Annotated in this window: 16 protein-coding genes; 13 read left to right on the top strand and 3 right to left on the bottom strand. The window is 66.1% G+C overall.

The window, feature by feature from the left end:
• Positions 1–75: 75 nt before the first annotated feature.
• The 10 genes from atpE to ABIB51_RS08395 all read left to right on the top strand — a co-directional run bounded on the left by atpE (position 76) and on the right by ABIB51_RS08395 (position 10487).
• Positions 76–294 (top strand): ATP synthase F0 subunit C, encoded by a 219-nt coding sequence (gene atpE, locus ABIB51_RS08440; protein WP_354187360.1) that lies wholly within the window; start codon positions 76–78, stop codon positions 292–294.
• Between the two features lie 51 nt (positions 295–345).
• Positions 346–894: a F0F1 ATP synthase subunit B gene (locus ABIB51_RS08435; protein ID WP_354187358.1), complete on the top strand. Its 549-nt coding sequence runs from the start codon at positions 346–348 to the stop codon at positions 892–894.
• Positions 894–1718: a F0F1 ATP synthase subunit delta gene (locus ABIB51_RS08430; protein ID WP_354187356.1), complete on the top strand. Its 825-nt coding sequence runs from the start codon at positions 894–896 to the stop codon at positions 1716–1718. The genes ABIB51_RS08435 and ABIB51_RS08430 overlap by 1 nt, the downstream gene beginning before the upstream one ends.
• An 87-nt stretch (positions 1719–1805) precedes the next feature.
• Positions 1806–3443, top strand: coding sequence for a F0F1 ATP synthase subunit alpha (gene atpA / locus ABIB51_RS08425; RefSeq protein WP_354187354.1), 1638 nt, complete (start codon positions 1806–1808; stop codon positions 3441–3443).
• A 74-nt stretch (positions 3444–3517) separates the two neighbouring features.
• Complete coding sequence (locus tag ABIB51_RS08420; protein WP_354187352.1) at positions 3518–4411, top strand: F0F1 ATP synthase subunit gamma; 894 nt, start codon at positions 3518–3520, stop codon at positions 4409–4411.
• 82 nt (positions 4412–4493) lie between these two features.
• A complete protein-coding gene (gene atpD, locus ABIB51_RS08415) occupies positions 4494–5948 on the top strand; it encodes a F0F1 ATP synthase subunit beta (RefSeq protein ID WP_354187350.1) in 1455 nt (484 codons plus the stop codon).
• A 1-nt stretch (position 5949) separates the two neighbouring features.
• Positions 5950–6234 carry a F0F1 ATP synthase subunit epsilon gene (locus ABIB51_RS08410; protein WP_354187349.1) on the top strand — a complete coding sequence of 95 codons (285 nt, stop codon included), beginning with the start codon at positions 5950–5952 and terminating at the stop codon, positions 6232–6234.
• 10 nt (positions 6235–6244) lie between these two features.
• Positions 6245–6676, top strand: coding sequence for a DUF2550 domain-containing protein (locus ABIB51_RS08405; RefSeq protein WP_354187347.1), 432 nt, complete (start codon positions 6245–6247; stop codon positions 6674–6676).
• Positions 6677–6681: 5 nt separating this feature from the next.
• On the top strand, positions 6682–8028 hold the full coding sequence (locus ABIB51_RS08400; protein WP_354187345.1) for an alpha/beta hydrolase: 1347 nt from the start codon (positions 6682–6684) through the stop codon (positions 8026–8028).
• 5 nt (positions 8029–8033) lie between these two features.
• Positions 8034–10487: a bifunctional lysylphosphatidylglycerol flippase/synthetase MprF gene (locus ABIB51_RS08395; RefSeq protein ID WP_354187343.1), complete on the top strand. Its 2454-nt coding sequence runs from the start codon at positions 8034–8036 to the stop codon at positions 10485–10487.
• 151 nt (positions 10488–10638) lie between these two features.
• Here the strand turns inward: ABIB51_RS08395 and ABIB51_RS08390 are convergent, their stop codons facing one another.
• Together ABIB51_RS08390 and nucS are read right to left on the bottom strand one after the other, a co-directional pair.
• Entirely contained in the window at positions 10639–10842 is a 204-nt protein-coding gene (locus ABIB51_RS08390; RefSeq protein ID WP_024365900.1) for a cold-shock protein, read from the bottom strand.
• 307 nt (positions 10843–11149) lie between these two features.
• Positions 11150–11845 carry an endonuclease NucS gene (gene nucS, locus ABIB51_RS08385; protein ID WP_354187341.1) on the bottom strand — a complete coding sequence of 232 codons (696 nt, stop codon included), beginning with the start codon at positions 11843–11845 and terminating at the stop codon, positions 11150–11152.
• Positions 11846–11904: 59 nt separating this feature from the next.
• Here nucS and ABIB51_RS08380 point away from each other — a divergent pair, with 59 nt between their 5' ends.
• Both ABIB51_RS08380 and ABIB51_RS08375 read left to right on the top strand, forming a co-directional pair.
• Positions 11905–12273, top strand: a complete 369-nt coding sequence (locus ABIB51_RS08380) for an Rv1322 family protein (protein WP_354187339.1) — start codon at positions 11905–11907, stop codon at positions 12271–12273.
• Between the two features lie 10 nt (positions 12274–12283).
• On the top strand, positions 12284–13084 hold the full coding sequence (locus tag ABIB51_RS08375) for an alpha/beta hydrolase (RefSeq protein WP_354187337.1): 801 nt from the start codon (positions 12284–12286) through the stop codon (positions 13082–13084).
• Positions 13085–13096: 12 nt separating this feature from the next.
• Here the strand turns inward: ABIB51_RS08375 and ABIB51_RS08370 are convergent, their stop codons facing one another.
• Positions 13097–14290 (bottom strand): AI-2E family transporter, encoded by a 1194-nt coding sequence (locus ABIB51_RS08370; RefSeq protein WP_354187517.1) that lies wholly within the window; start codon positions 14288–14290, stop codon positions 13097–13099.
• Positions 14291–14639: 349 nt separating this feature from the next.
• Here ABIB51_RS08370 and ABIB51_RS08365 point away from each other — a divergent pair, with 349 nt between their 5' ends.
• Entirely contained in the window at positions 14640–16448 is a 1809-nt protein-coding gene (locus ABIB51_RS08365) for a DUF8094 domain-containing protein (RefSeq protein WP_354187335.1), read from the top strand.
• Positions 16449–16547: the final 99 nt, after the last annotated feature.

Below are 16547 nucleotides of genomic sequence, written 5' to 3'. Positions count from 1 at the left end.
CCCACAAACTTCCCCAAGGGGAATGAAGCAACCCAAACAACCTGCCGCACAGGCGGCATCTTGAAAGGAAGAAAAATGAACGGCACCATCAACGGCTCCATCAACCTCATCGGCTACGGCCTCTCCGCAATCGGTGGTGGTATCGGTGTGGGCCTGGTTTTCGCGGCTTACATCAACGGCGTGGCACGCCAGCCGGAAGCCCAGCGTGTCCTTCAGCCGATCGCATTCCTCGGCCTCGCGCTGACTGAAGCCCTCGCCATCCTCGGCCTGGTCTTCGCTTTCGTTCTTAGCTAAGCGTCGGAACCAAGCGAACATCCAGAACGAGTAGATAAGGACGGGTGAATTATGAATCAGCTGATCATCTCAGCCGCCACTGAGGGCGCGAGCCCCCTGGTTCCCAATGTCTGGGAAATGGGCGTCGTCCTCGCCGGCTTTGCTGTCCTCATGTACATCGTGGTCAAGTTTGTTGTCCCGATGTTCGAGAAGACCTTCGCAGAGCGTGCCGAGGCCATCGAAGGCGGCATTGCCAAGGCTGAAAAGGCCCAGGCAGAGGCTTCCGCCGCACTCGAAGAGTACAAGCAGCAGCTCACGGATGCCCGTGCCGAGGCCAACCGCATCCGCGAGGAAGCACGTGCCGAAGGCGCTCAGATCCTTGCGGAGCTGAAGGAAAAGGCAGCTGCAGAGTCTGCCCGCATCACGGCCCAGGCACACGCGGCCATCCAGGCCGAGCGCCAGGCGGCCGTTGTGTCGCTGCGCGCTGAGGTCGGTACGCTGGCCACCACCCTGGCAGGCCGCATCGTTGGCGAGTCCCTCGAGGACGACGCTCGTGCGGCCCGTGTGGTTGACCGTTTCCTGGCAGACCTGGAGACTCAGGACGCAGGTGTAGCTAAATAATGGCAGGTGTATCGAGCGAATCGCTGGCCGCGGCGCTGGCAGCGCTGGAAGCAAAGCTTCCCGGCGCATCGCTGCAGTTGGCTCAAGAACTCTTCGGAATCCTGGGAACGGTGGACAGCTCGGCTGGCTTGCGCCGCGCCCTGACTGACCCGTCCCGCAGCGGTGACGAAAAGTCGGCGCTGGTCAAGCAGCTCTTCGGCGGAAAAGTCTCCGCGGACGCTGTGGAAATCGCGAGCGGTCTGGCCAGCTCACGCTGGGCATCCGCCCGGGATATCGGCGATGCACTCGAGACTCTTGCCGCCACGGTGGTCATTGCCGTTGCTGAAAACAAGTCGGCCGTCTCTGCCTCGGGAATCAGCGGCCTGGAAGCGTTGGAGAACGATCTGTTCACCTTCAGCCAGGCTGTCGACTCCAACCATGAGGTGCAGCGTGCTCTGTCGGAGCCGCAAGCGAGCCCGGCGGCCAAGATTGTCCTCGCCGAAAAGCTCGTTCCCGGCGCAAGCGCGGAAGCGAAAGTCCTTATCGGACAGGCAGTTTCGCAGCCCCGCGGGCTCAAGGTCACCAGGCTCGTGCGTCGGTTCGCCGAGCTTGCGGCCAAGCGCCAACAGCGCTGGATTGCCACGGTCGGCGTCACCCGTCCGCTGACGGAGACACAGATCGGCCGGCTCCAGACGGCGCTGAACACCCTTTACGGTCGCGAGCTCAAGATCAATATGAGCGTTGACCCGGAGCTGATCGGTGGCATCCGGGTCCAGGTTGGTGACGAAGTGGTTGACGCTTCCGTTGCCGCCCGCCTGGGCCAGCTTCACCGTCAGCTTGCTTAGCTAGCCGGACAAGCACAACCTAACGAAACGAAACCCCGGTCATCGTGAGCAACGATGATCACGAAAACAGGAGAGCAGGGACTGCAGATGGCCGAATTGACCATCAACGCCGACGACGTCCGTATTGCGTTGAACGAGTTCGCGGCGTCCTACGAACCCGGAAACGCAGAGCGCGTAGAGGTCGGCCGTGTAACAACCGCAGGTGACGGCATCGCCCGTGTTGAGGGTCTTCCCTCGGTCATGGCGAACGAGCTGCTTCGCTTCGAAGACGGCACTCTGGGCCTGGCCCAGAACCTCGACGTCCGCGAGATCGGCGTCATCGTCCTCGGTGACTTCACCGGAATCGAAGAAGGCCAGGAAGTCCACCGCACCGGGCAGGTTCTGTCCGTGCCGGTTGGCGATGCCTTCCTCGGCCGCGTGGTTGACCCGCTGGGCCAACCCATCGATGACCTCGGCGACATCAAGGCCGAGACCACCCGTGCACTGGAACTCCAGGCGCCCGGCGTGACCCAGCGGAAGTCGGTCCACGAGCCGATGCAGACCGGACTCAAGGCGATCGACGCCATGATCCCGATCGGCCGCGGCCAGCGTCAGCTGATCATCGGTGACCGCCAGACCGGCAAGTCCGCCATTGCCATCGACACGATCATCAACCAGAAGGCCAACTGGGCTTCCGGCGACGTCAAGAAGCAGGTGCGCTGCATCTACGTGGCGATCGGCCAGAAGGCATCGACCATCGCGGCTGTCCGCCAGACCCTCGAGGACAACGGCGCACTGGAATACACGACCATCGTGGCTTCCCCCGCCTCCGACCCCGCAGGCTTCAAGTACCTGGCACCGTACGCCGGCTCGGCCATCGGCCAGCACTGGATGTACGGCGGCAAGCACGTCCTCATCGTCTTCGATGATCTCTCCAAGCAGGCTGAGGCCTACCGCGCAGTGTCACTGCTGCTCCGCCGCCCGCCGGGACGCGAAGCCTACCCGGGCGACGTCTTCTACTTGCACTCCCGCCTGCTGGAGCGTTGTGCCAAGCTCTCCGACGAGCTCGGTGCCGGGTCGATGACCGGCCTGCCGCTCATCGAGACCAAGGCGAACGACGTTTCCGCCTACATCCCGACCAACGTGATCTCCATCACCGATGGCCAGATCTTCCTGCAGTCGGACCTCTTCAACGCCAACCAGCGTCCGGCCGTCGACGTGGGTGTGTCCGTCTCCCGCGTTGGTGGCGCCGCCCAGGTCAAGTCCATGAAGAAGGTCTCCGGCACTTTGAAGCTGGAACTGGCCCAGTACCGCGACATGCAGGCTTTCGCAATGTTCGCGTCGGACCTCGACGCCGCGTCGCGCCAGCAGCTGACCCGGGGTGCCCGCCTGATGGAACTGCTCAAGCAGGGCCAGTACTCGCCGTTCCCGGTCGAGAACCAGGTCGTCTCCATCTGGGCCGGTACCAACGGCTACCTCGACGAAGTTCCGGTTGAGGACATCAACCGGTTCGAGACCGAGTTCCTGGAGCACCTCAAGCACAAGTCCTCCATCCTGACGACGCTGGCCCAGACCAACGTCATGGACGATGACACCGCAGAAGCACTGAAGACCGCCATCGTGGACTTCAAGAAGGGCTTCTTCGGCGAGGGCGACAGCTACCTTGTCGGTGCGGGGCACGAAGAACACGCCCCCATCAACGAGCAGCAGGTCGACCAGGAAAAAATCGTCAAGCAGAAGCGCTAGTTTCGCTGGCAGGGACTGCCGGAGCCCTTAGGTTCCGGCAGTCCCGGCCACCGGGATCTTAGGAAAGGATAAGTATGGGAGCCCAGATCCGGGTCTACCGCCAGAAGATCAGCTCGACAACGTCGATGCGCAAGATCTTCAAGGCGATGGAACTGATCGCTACGTCGCGCATCGGCAAGGCCCGCGCACGCGTAGCAGCTTCACTGCCTTACGCAAACGCGATCACGCGCGCCGTTTCTGCTGTCGCAAGCCAGAGCGAAATCGACCACCCGCTGGTTACCGAGCCGGAGCAGATCCGCCGGGCAGCGGTCCTGGTCATCACCTCCGACCGTGGCCTCGCAGGCTCATACTCGGCGAGCGTGCTCAAGCAGGCGGAAGGCCTCAACGAACTTCTCCACGAGGAAGGCAAAGAAGTCAAGACGTACCTGGTCGGCCGCAAGGCACAGGCGTACTTCGACTTCCGCAACCGTCCTTACGGGCGTGTTTGGACCGGCGGCACGGACTCACCGGAGTTCGCGACCGCACGGGAAGTCGGCGAAGCACTGCTGGCTGACTTTGCGACCGCGTACGAAGAGGGCGGCGTCGACGAGATCCACATCGTTTACACGCGCTTCAAGTCCATGGTGACCCAGGAGCCGACGGTCATCCGTCTTCTCCCGCTCGAAGTTGTGGAAGAGCAGGCTGCGTCCGAGTCGGACCTCCTGCCGCTCTACGAGTTCGAGCCGGAAACAGAGCAGGTCCTTGACGCTCTGCTGCCGCGCTACATAGAGTCCCGTATCTTCGCCGCCATGTTGCAGGCTGCCGCTTCCGAGCTCGCTGCCCGCCAGCGCGCAATGAAGTCCGCCGGCGACAACGCCACGGACCTCATCAAGAAGTACACGCGTCTGCGCAACACTGCCCGCCAGGCTGAGATTACGCAGGAGCTTTCCGAAATCGTGGCCGGTGCCGACGCTTTGAGCGCGTCCTAGCCAGCACGAGTCCGGGTCCAGCTGTACCTGCACCAAGAGATAAACTTAACCCCAACGCCATCTACTGAGTGAAGTGAGAGAGATGACTGCCACTGCTACCGATCACGTAGCCGCAACGTCCGGTGCTACCGGCCGTATTGCACGTGTCATTGGCCCGGTTGTCGACGTCGAATTCCCGGCTGACGCAATCCCCTCGATTTACAACGCTCTCACCACGGAGATTACTCTCAACGGTGAGACCAAGACCATCACGTTCGAGGTTGCCCTGCACCTCGGCGACAACCTCATCCGCGCCATCTCCCTGCAGGCCACCGACGGACTTGTCCGCGGTACCAACGTGGTTGACTCCGGCGGACCGATCACCGTACCCGTGGGCGACGGCGTCAAGGGCCACATCTTCAACGTGCTGGGCCAGCCGCTCGACGTTGCCGAGTCGGAACTCCAGATCAGCGAACGCTGGCCGATCCACCGCAAGGCTCCCGCCTTCGCGACCCTCGAAGGCTCCACCGAGATGCTGGAGACCGGCATCAAGGTGATCGACCTTCTCACCCCGTACATCAAGGGTGGAAAGATCGGCCTGTTCGGCGGCGCCGGCGTCGGCAAGACCGTGCTGATCCAGGAAATGATCACCCGTGTTGCCCGCAACTTCGGCGGCACCTCGGTGTTCGCCGGTGTCGGCGAGCGTACCCGTGAAGGTAACGACCTCTGGGTTGAAATGGAAGAGGCAGGCGTCCTCAAGGACACCGCACTTGTGTTCGGCCAGATGGATGAGCCGCCGGGAACGCGTCTGCGCGTGGCCCTGTCCGCACTGACCATGGCGGAGTACTTCCGCGATGTCCAGAACCAGGACGTGCTGCTGTTCATCGACAACATCTTCCGCTTCACCCAGGCAGGCTCCGAGGTTTCCACCCTCCTCGGCCGCATGCCGTCGGCCGTGGGCTACCAGCCCAACCTGGCTGACGAGATGGGCCTCCTCCAGGAGCGCATCACGTCCACCAAGGGCCACTCCATCACCTCGATGCAGGCCATCTACGTCCCCGCAGATGACTACACCGACCCGGCCCCGGCCACGACCTTCGCACACCTCGACGCGACCACGGAACTTTCCCGTGAAATCGCTTCCCGTGGTCTGTACCCGGCCGTTGACCCGCTGACGTCGACGTCCCGCATCCTGGATCCGCAGTACATCGGCAACGACCACTACAACACGGCCGTCCGCGTGAAGCAGATCCTGCAGAAGAACAAGGAACTCCAGGACATCATCGCCATCCTCGGCGTTGACGAACTCTCCGAAGAGGACAAGATCGTCGTGTCGCGTGCACGCCGCATCCAGCAGTTCCTCTCGCAGAACACCTACACCGCCAAGCAGTTCACCGGCGTCGAAGGCTCCACCGTTTCCATCAAGGACACGGTTGAAGGCTTCACGGCCATCTGCGACGGCGACCTTGACCACATCGCAGAGCAGGCGTTCTTCAACATTGGCGGCCTGGATGATGTCGAGCGCCAGTGGGCCAAGATCCAGGAACAGACCAAGTAATATGGCTGAGCTTGAGGTTGAGATTGTCGCAGCGGACCACTTCGTGTGGTCCGGAGCGGCCAAGATGGTCAAGGCCCGCACCAGCGATGGTGAAATCGGAATCCTGCCCGGCCACTCGCCCCTGCTGGCGATTCTGGCCGAAGGTGAACTGGCAATCGAGCCGGTGTCCGGTGACCGCATTTCTGTAGCTGTCGACAGCGGATTCTTCTCCGTCGACAACAACAGGGTCGTCATTGTTGCTGACAACGCCCAAATGGGTGACGCGGCTACTGCGGGGATCCGCTAGCACGACCTTGATGAACGTTACTGATCTTCCGTTCATCGTCCTGGCAACTGTCTTTGCGTTGCTGGTCTTTGCACTGTGCCTTTCGGGGGTGCGCCGCTTCAATCTGCGGCGCGCCCTTGGCACGGTGGACGCCTCCATTTGCATGGCTGGAAACAGCTGGCTGATGGGGGTTTGCCGTTATCAGGACAACGACCTCGAATGGTTCCGGCTGGCCTCCCTGAGCACCCGGCCCAAGCACACCTTCCGCCGCAGCTCGCTGGAGCTGCTGGGACGGCGCCAACCCACGGAATCGGAGCTCGTCAAAGTCCAGCCCGACGCCGTGATCGTTGAACTCCGCTATGAAGGACAGGACGTCCTGCTCGCGATGAGGTTCGACGCCTACACCGGGCTGTCCTCGTGGCTCGAGGCGGGACCGGTCATCGGCGTCGGGACCTGGCGCTAGCCGCGGTGGACTTCATCGAAGACATCAGGCTCGTCGACGGCCCGGTGCTCTGGTTTGCCTGGGCGGCCGGCCCGGCCGGCCTGGCCTATCTGCTCTGGCGGCGCGGCAACGTGTCCCGCAAACAGCGGGGGCTCGGCACCGCCGCTTCTGCCCTGGCCTCAGCCCTGCTCGCTGCCGCCCTCGTGGCCGGCGTGCACTGGTTGCTGATCTACGTTTTCTCGGTCTTCCCGGCAGTCCTTCCGTTCGATGTGCTCGCGTGGTCTGTTCCTCCCGTCGCGGCTGTGCTGCTCCTGGCCCTGCACCTCCGGAGGAGCTGGCGGGCCGGACCCGCCGCGCAACCCTGGCGGAAGACTGCTGCCGCCCTGGCTGCTTTCCTCGGCGTGCTGACCCTGTCCGCCGTGCAGATCAACGACTACTTCGGGCTCAACCACACGGTCAGCGACCTCACCGGGACGGCCGTGGCCCGGATCCAGCCCCTCGAGGACGGCCTGAAGCGCGCCGCAGGCGCATCCACCGCGGTCAGCCTCGCCCGCTGGCAGGCGCCTGCCGGCCTTCCGGACGGCGGGCAGCTGCGGCGGGCCCCGATTCCGGGGACGGCGTCAGGCTTCCAAAGCCGCGAGGCCTATGTCTACCTTCCGCCTGCGTACTTCTCTTCCCCGCGGCCCGCGCTGCCCGTGCTGGTGCTCTTTTCCGGCCAGCCGGGGGCGCCGGCGGACTGGCTGACCGGGGGAGCGCTGCGCAACCGGATGGACCGGTTCGCGTCGGCGCACCATGGAGTGGCGCCGGTGACGGTGGTGGTCGATCCGAACGGCTCCGCCGCCGGCAACACGATGTGCATGGACAGCCGGATCGCCCAGGCCGACGCCTTTCTGTCCCGGGACGTCCCGGCCTGGATCAGCGGGACACTCGACGTCGACCCCGACCACCGGCAGTGGGCGGTGGGCGGATTCTCCTTCGGCGGCACGTGCGCCATGCAGATGGTGACCCGCCATCCGGAGACCTACCCGGTGGCGCTGGCGTTCTCCAGCGAACAGGAACCGGCCATCGCCAAGGAACGGGACAAGACCGTGGAAGCCTCATTCGGCGGCGACGCGGAGGCCTTCGACGCCCTCACGCCGTTGCGGGTGATGACGGAGCGGCGCTTCGAGGGGGAGGCCATCTACTTCGCCGCCGGTGTCCGCGATCCCGAGTTCCTCGGCTACATGGACGTCCTCTCGGCAGCGGCGCGGGCTGCCGGCTTCACCGTGCAGACCCGCAGCATCGCCGACGCAGGGCATTCCTGGGCGACGGCGTCCAGCGGGTTGCCGGGCGGCCTTGATTTCCTGGCGAAGCGCTGGGGAATCCAACCGTGACGGGCGTGCTGAAGCATTTCCGGACCATACCCTTCACGCTGGCCGTCCTCGGCGTCTTCCTCGCGACGGGGGCGGTGACCGGCAGTTTCCTCTCCGGACCGCCCGAACGGCTGCTCGACCTGGCCTCCGTCAGCGCCTCCGGCCTGAAGGCGGGGCACTGGTGGTCCTTGTTCACGTCGTTGTTCTTCGCGACCAACCTGCTGGCCTACGTTGCTGCCGCGCTGATGATCCTGCTGCTGCTCGGCCTTGCCGAACGGCAGCTCGGCGCCCGGCGCACGGCCGCGTTCTTCGTTGCCGGCCAGTTTGCTGCCGTCACCTTGTTCCTGCTGGCCACCCAGCTCGCCCACTACGCCGGGGACGGGTGGCTGGGGCTAATGGTCAACGCCCGGTTGATCGGGCCCTACGCCGCGGTCCTCGCCGTCTCGCTGGCGTCCAGCGGCCTGCTGCCAACGCTGTGGCAGCGCCGGCTGCGGACGGCCGTACTGTCGGCCTCACTCCTGCTGGTGCTGTACGTGGGCCACCCGGAAACCGTCGTCGGGCTCGCGGGGGCACTTGCCGGGATGGCTGCGGGATGGTGGATCCAGGGTGACCAGGGCACCCTGCACCGGCACCGCTCAACCGGGCGCGAGACGCGGAACCTGCTCGCCCTCACCGTCGCGATCTTTGCCGTCGGGCCCATCCTCACAGCGGCGGTCAGGAGCCCCACCGGGCCGCTGGCCCTGCTGCGGGACGTTGTCCTGAACCCGCTGCCCACGCTGAGCCAGCTGGAGCGGAACTGCGGCGGCACCGTCGACGTCGGGTGCCTTGAGGTCGGCCGGGCGGGCTTCGCCGGCCCGCTGGGTGTCGCCCTTGCCATCGTGCCCGTCGTCCTGCTGCTCATCTGCGCGGACGGCATGCGGCACGGACGCAGGCTCGCCCTGCGGATCGCCATCATCGTGCAGCTCGCGGTGACGGCGATGGCTGCCGTGTACCTGGCCCTGTTCGCCCGGATGCCGCACTATCCGAACAGCCGGCCGCATGCGGGCGTGCTGGGTTCCGGCTTTGTCCACGTGCTCCCGCTCGTGGCGGTCCCGCTGCTGCTGGTGGTGCTGCTCTGGCTCAACCGCCGGCAGTTCCGCGTCGAGACCACCCCGCGGGCCCGGCGCATTCTCGGCATAGTGGTCGGCGGCACCTGGCTGCTGCTGGCGGCAGGCTACACCGCCGCCTGGCTCGCCGCCGGCGGCATGGCCCGCGACGGCGGCCTGCTGGGACTCGCCGCGGAGCTGGCGCGGCAGTACCTGCCGCTGCCGATCCCCGGTGCCTACAGCCGGATCTTCCAGAACCGGGACGCCCTCGAGGCCTTCCTCTTTGCCTACTCCGGCATCATCTTCTGGGGTGTTGCCCTGGCCGCGGTGTGGCTGGTCCTGCTGCGCCGGCTGCACCTCACGGACGCCGGCAGCGGGGACCGGGACGTGGCCCGCGGGCTGATCCGGCAGGGCGGCGACTCGCTCTCCTGGATGGCGCTGTGGGAACCGAACAAGTTCTGGTTCACCCCGGACCGGCGCAGCGGGGTGGCCTACCAGCAGCACGGCAACGTGGCGCTGACCCTTGCCGGCCCGTTCGGACCGGCGGAACTCCATGAGGAGACCGCCGCCGGGTTCGTGCGCTACTGCGCCCAGCATGCGCTCATTCCGTGCTTCTACTCCTGCACGGATCAGCTGTGGCCGTCGCTGCAGTCGCGGGGCTTCCGCCGGGTGGGCGTGGCACAGGAAACCCGGCTGGCGGTACGCCAACTCGAATTCAAGGGCAAGGAATGGCAGAACGTCCGGACCGCCCTGAACCGGGCCACCAAGACGGGCGTGCAGGCAGTGTGGGGCCGCTACAGCGACTTCCCGGCGCCGCTGCGGCTCCAGCTGAGTGAAGTCTCCGAGGAATGGGCGGCCCAGAAATCCGTCCCGGAAATGGGATTCACCCTTGGCGGCCTCGACGAACTCGACGACGACGAGGTGCTTTGTTGCCTGGCCGTCGACGCCGCGGGCCAGGTGCAGGGCGTCACCAGCTGGCTGCCGGTGTTCGAGGACGGCCGGCTCGTGAGCTGGACCCTGGACTTCATGCGCAGGCGCGGCGAGGCCTTCCCCGGCGTCATGGAGTTCCTCATCGCCTCTGCCGTGCAGGAGCTGCGGGGCTCGGTGGAGGTCATTTCGCTGTCCGGCTCGCCGCTCGCCAAGGACGCTGACGCCAACAAGCCCGAGGGCCTGGCCGGGATCCTGGACGTCGTGGGCAGGGCCCTGGAACCCGTATACGGGTTCCGGTCCCTCGCCACGTTCAAATCCAGGTTCAAGCCCGACTACCGCACGCTCTACCTCTATTACCAGGACCCGCTGCAGCTGCCCGCGATCGGACGGGCGCTGAGCCGGGCCTACCTGCCGGGCCTGTCAGTGCGGCACAGCGCGCGGCTGCTCAGGACGCTCGTCGGCTGATTGCACGGGCCCGGCCATGTGCGGACCATTCCGGAACGCCGGCGGGAATGCGAATTCACTGTTCTTCCGGCAAACAAAAGAATGATCCCCGGCACCAATGCCGGGGATCATTCATCGCGGAGACTGCCTGGGGCAGCCCCCCAGCGGGAGACTAGACCAGCGTGACGCCGGTAGCCTGGGGGCCCTTGGCGCCCTGGCCGATCTCGAACTGAACGCGGGCGTTCTCGTCGAGGGTCTTGAAGCCGCCGGTCTGGATCTCGGAGTAGTGAACGAAGACATCGCCATCGGAGTCATCCGGGGTGATGAAGCCGAAGCCCTTTTCAGCGTTGAACCACTTGACGGTTCCCTGTGCCATGTATTTCTCCTCATTGTCAATCTCGTTTAAGTCCGGCACACTTCGCGCCGGCCTTGGTCACTCTGCGAGAAGAACCTTTGGCTTCCGGACCGGGAAAACCGGGCTTCGGCGGCAGGAGCTTCACGCTCGCAACATGTCTTGCGAGCATAAAAAAACACCTACACAAAGACTCGTATAAGAATTTCATGACACTTGCGTAAGGTCAACGGTCCCGGCAGAGAATTCCTCAAATTTTGTACAAAGAACTGATGAACCCCAACGGGAGCGAATTCCCGGGCCGGAACCGGTGCCAGGAAAGGGCGGTGCGCTAGAACAAGCGGGATTCGCTGTCGTCGACTCCGCGCATGGCGTCGTAGTCGAGCGTGAGGCAATCGATGCCGCGGTCCTTCGCGAGGACCCGCGCCTGGGGCTTGATCTGCTGGGCCGCGAAGACTCCGCGGACCGGGGCCAGTAAAGGGTCTCGGTTCAGCAGTTCAAGGTACCGCGTGAGCTGTTCGACGCCGTCGATGTCGCCGCGGCGTTTCAGCTCAATGGCGACGGTGGCGCCGTCGGCGTCCCGGGCCAGGATGTCCACGGGGCCGATCGCGGTGAAATACTCGCGGCGGACCAGGGTGAAGCCGCTGCCCAGGAGCTCGATCTGGTCGGCCAGCAGGCGCTGCAGGTCCGCCTCCACGCCGTCCTTGATCAGGCCCGGGTCCTGGCCCAGCTCGTGGGACGTGTCGTGCAGCTGCTCGTGGATGTTGATGATCAGCCGGTCATCGGTCTTGGCGGACTGGACGGTCCATTGCTCGATCACCCCGACCTCGACGTCGATCTCCTCCGGGGTGGAGACGCGCAGCGAGGCCGGCGGACTCATCCAGTTCAGCGGCTTGTAGGAACCGCCGTCGGAGTGGACCAGGACGGAACCGTCGGCCTTGACCAGCAGGAGGCGGGTGGCCAGCGGAAGATGGGCTTTGAGCCGGCCGACGTAATCGACGGAGCAGCGGGCTATGACTAAACGCACCCGGTCAACTGTACCGGCTGGAGGGAACGGGGGGCTCCGGCCTGGGGCAGAATGGAACCATGCCCCGTTCCAACCGACCCCGCCGAGCCGTCTCCGGAAGAACGGCCACCGGAAGGGCCGCCGCCGGCAAGGCAGCGAAGCCCGGAACCAGGGGCGGGCCGGTACCCGAACTGGACCTGGAACGCGCGCGCTCGGGAATTGCCCGCCGGGAGAGCGCTCCGGACGGCGAATGGATGGTCCGTTCCATCACGGCGGCCAAGGCCGGTAAGACCTATATCTGCCCGGGCTGCTTCACCGCAGTCCTCCCGGGCGTGGCCCACCTCGTGGTCTGGTCCGAGGACCATATCTTCGGTGCGGCCGCCGGGCTGGCCGAGCGCCGGCACTGGCATTCGAACTGCTGGACCTCGCGCAGTTACCGGTATCGCTAAGCTGGTCAGCATGACCTTTGACCCGGCGTCGTACGCTTTCAGCCAGCCCTCCGCACCCACCGCGATCCGCGCCTCCACAGTGCTGCCGGCGCACCGCGAAAACGTGGAACTACGCACCCGGGACGGCCACCGGCTGGTCGGCGAGCTGGCGCTGCCGGAATCCGGCGGGATCAAGGCGACCCTGATCACCCTGCACCCCTTGCCGACGCACGGCGGCTTCATGGACTCCCACGTCTACCGCAAGGCCTCCTACCGGCTGCCGGCGCTGGCCGGAATCGCCGTGCTCCGTTTCAACACCCGCGGCACCGCCTCCCCGCGCGGCACCAGCACGGGGGAATTCGAGGAGGGCATCGGCGAACGCCTCGACGTGGAAGCGGCCGTGCAGTTCGCCGTGGACCGCGGCCTGCCCAACCGCTGGCTCGTGGGGTGGTCCTTCGGGACCGAGCTGGCCCTGATGTACGGTGCATCCGAGCCGGTCGCTTCCGAGATCGAGGGCGCCATCCTGCTCTCGCCCCCGCTGCACCGTGCCACCGATGTCCACCTCAAGGAATGGGCAGGATCAGGCAAACCGCTGAAAGTGCTGGTGCCGGAGCACGACGACTACCTGCAGCCGATGGCCGCGGCCGGGCGGTTCAGCCTCGTGCCGCAGGCCCGGGTGGTGGGGGTCGACGGCGCCAAGCACCTGTGGGTGGGGGAGAAGTACGCAGGCCGGGTGCTCAACGAGATCGTGGACGAGGTCCTTCCCGGCGCAACCGGGGAGACCGGGCTGCCGCGGGAATGGGACGGCCCGGTCGCCACGGCGCACGCCTGAGGCGCGCCTGCGTCAGTGGTTGTCCTGGCGGACAATAAAGATTTCCTTCACGAGCAGCATGATCGCCGCGGCCGTGGGGATGGCGATGAGGGCACCAAGCACACCGAGCAGGCTGCCGCCGGCGATCACCGAGATGACGGCCACGGCGCCAGGCACCGCGACGGCCTTCTGCATCACGCGCGGTGAGATGAAGTACGCCTCGAACTGCAGGTAGGCGAAGTAGCAGACCGCGTACACCACTGCCGTCTGCCAGCCCGCGGTGAGGGCGATCAAGGTCACGATCACGCCGGCGATCAAGCCGCCGACCAGCGGAATGAAGGCGAGCAGGGCCACAACGAAGGCGAGCAGCACGGCAAACGGGACGCCGACGATTGTCATCACGATGAACGCGAACGTGGCGTTGACCAAAGCGACGACCGCCTGGCCGATCACGTAGTTGCCGACCGAGGCCGTGATCTCCTCGGAGAGGGCCTCCACCCGGGCGCGGCGGGACCGCGGCGCCAGCCGGTACCCCCATTTCTTCATGGCGGGCAGGGCGGCCAGGAAATAGAGGCTCAGGACCAGGACAATCAGCGTCCCGAACAGGCCGTTTGCGACGGTGGTGCCGAAGCCGACGACGCCGCCGAAGATGCCGCCCATCGCCTCGGGGTTGTTGACGAATTTTTCGAGTTCCTGGCTGATCCGATCCCGCACGCCGAACTGGCTGTCGAGGCTGCGGAAGAAGTCGGAGTCGATGAAGTCCTGGATCCAGCGCGGCGCCTGCTGCACTATCTGGGTCACCTGCTGGACGATCGTGGGGATCAGGGTCGCGAAGAAGCCGGCGACGGCCACGGCCAGGGTGGCGACGGAGACGAGGATGCCGGCGGCCCGGGGGAATTTCTTGCCCTCGAGCCAGCGCACCACGGGGTCCAGGCCGAGGGCGATGAACAGTGCGGCCACTATCCAGAGCAGGAGCTGGGTGGTGTTGGAACCGATCCAGTACACGAGCAGGGCCACGCCGACGCCGACCGTCCCCATGAATCCGACGTAGAGGGGGTGCTGGGAGGACATCCGCGGCCCCGGGTTGCCGAAGCGGGCGCTCGTCTCGCTTTCCGGGGTGATGGAGTCCTGCTCATGCTCCGGCGGCATTTCGAAACGGAGCCGCGGCTGCGCGCCCGGGATCGGCTGGCGCAGGCGGCGCGCCACGGTGGTCAGGACTTCCGCCACGGCGGCCCGGCGCTTCGATACGTGCTCCTGGGGCCCCAATTCCTCGGCTCCGGATTCTGGGCTGACTTCTTGTCCGGCGGGGGACGAATCCGTGTGTTCACTCACTGCGCTTAATGCCCTTTATCTCTGGTTATCCCCTGTGGAGCCGCGGTCGCGGGCCGGATGTGACGATCAACGCAAACACTATCAGCAGGCTTGTTAGCCCGCGGTTCGCAGGTTCACATGCCCGCCGCCGGAGGCCTTGACAAATCTGCCGATCTGACTCCCGGGTAACAAAATGGTTACCATTGAATCTAAGTGTCCGCTGATGATGGGTAATATTTTGCGTTTCAAGACTGCAGTTGCATTAATGCTGCTCGGCCTCCTGACACTGTTGGCAGGAATCGGCCAGAAGACAATCTGGGCTCCGGCCGAGACCGTCACCGCCACCGCCCCTGCCGATGCCACCGCGGCGCCGCTGACCGTTTTCGACGAGAAGCTGCGCACGCTGCACGGCGGCACCGTGAAGATCAATGTCAAGGGGGAGGGCAGCTTCATGCTGGCCGTCGGCCGCCCGGACGACGTCGACGCATGGGTGGGCCCTGCCGCCCACAACACCGTGTCCGGAGTCTCCGAAGACGGCAAGGCACTGCAGCTGACGCATGCCGACGGCGAGCCAACCGCGCCGACGCCTGCCGGCTCGGACCTGTGGGTGACCACGGAGAACGCCAGCGGCGAACTGAACTACGCGTGGACCCCGCCCGCCGACGGCGACTGGTCGCTCCTGCTCGCGTCGGACGGCACCAAGCCCGCCCCGACGTCGATCACCATGACCTTCCCGAACGACACCTCCACTCCGTGGGCCATTCCGCTTATGGGGCTGGGCGGCCTGCTCATCGTGGCCGGCAGCGCGCTGCTGGTGCTCAAACCCAGGACGGGAGCCGGCAACGGCAACGGCACGGGCGGCTCCAAGGGCGGTCCAATCGGCCGCCTGTTCGCTGACCGTCCGCGGGCCAAGACCACCGGACGCGTCGCGGGCAAGGACGCCGACGGCACAACGTCCGCCATCCCCACGGTGGAGCCGGAGAAACCGGCCGAAACCATTGCCGCCGTCCCGCGCACCGCCCTGCAGCGGCTGCGCCGGTCCGGAGCGGTCCTAGCCGTCCTGACGGCTTCCGCCGTCGCAGGCAGCGGTGTGGCCGCCCAGGCCAGCCAGACCCCGGCGCCGGCCCCTTCCACGTCCACCAGCGCTCCCGCGCCGGGTCCCGCCGCGTCCACCGGCGCCGCGGCGGAGGACGCTCCCGTGCTGATCGATGCGCAGTTCCGCCGGATCCTCGAGCAGGTCGCCGGCGCCGTCGACGCCGGCGACGCGGCAAAGGATGCCTCCAAGCTCGAGCCGCGCGTGGCCCAGACGGAGCTTGAAGTCCGCACGGCGAACTACAAGATCAGCTCCCAGGTCGGTGCCTACGAGCCGCGGATGCCGGTCCGCGCCGCCAAGCTCCTGACCACCGTGGTCACCAACAAGCGGACCTGGCCGCGCTCGGTCATGGCCGTGACGCAGGGCGACGGCAACGTTGTTCCGCAGCTGCTCACGCTGACCCAGGCATCGCCGCGCGAGAACTACAAGCTGGTTGGCACCGCTCCGCTGCAGCCGGGCACGACGTTCCCGGCCATCCCCCGGGACGGCACCGAGACGCTTGCACCGTCAGAGAAGACGGGGCTCCTGTACAGCGGTGAGGAAGCGCTGGCCGGACTCGGCGACCGCCTGACCACTGCCGAGTCCCCGTTCAAGGACAAGCTCGTGGAGGGAGAATCCTCCCCGTACATCGGGGACACACTCGCCTACCAGGCGGACGTGGTCAATTCCGGTGTCAACGGGACGTTCTCCTTCACCCACAAGGCACTGCCCGAGAGCACTGTTGTGTTCCGCACCGCCGACGGCGGTGCGCTGGTCCTGGGGCGGCTGACCTTCACGTTCGACGGCACGCCCAAGGCGTCCGGTGACAAGCTGACGATCGGTGACGACGCGGCCGCCCTGGCCGGCGGCAAAGAAACCAGCACGGGCATGGTGCTGAACTTCGCCGAGTCCGTGGCCGTCTACGTCCCGCCGGCAGGATCCACGGACCCGATGAAGCTCATCGCGGCCACCCGCGGCCTGGTCGGGGCAGGCTTCAAGTAACCCCCGGCCCCCTTGCAGTAACAGCGGCCCGGCCGCAGCGGTGCGCCGCTGCCGCCGGGCCGCTGCGTTTCCAGGTGGCACCGGGCGGGGCTGCAGTGG

This window comes from Arthrobacter sp. UYCu712 (assembly GCF_040547005.1).
Lineage (GTDB): Bacteria > Actinomycetota > Actinomycetes > Actinomycetales > Micrococcaceae > Arthrobacter.
The sequence above is the reverse complement of the archived record's forward strand: the minus strand, read 5'-3'. Positions and strand labels throughout refer to the sequence as shown.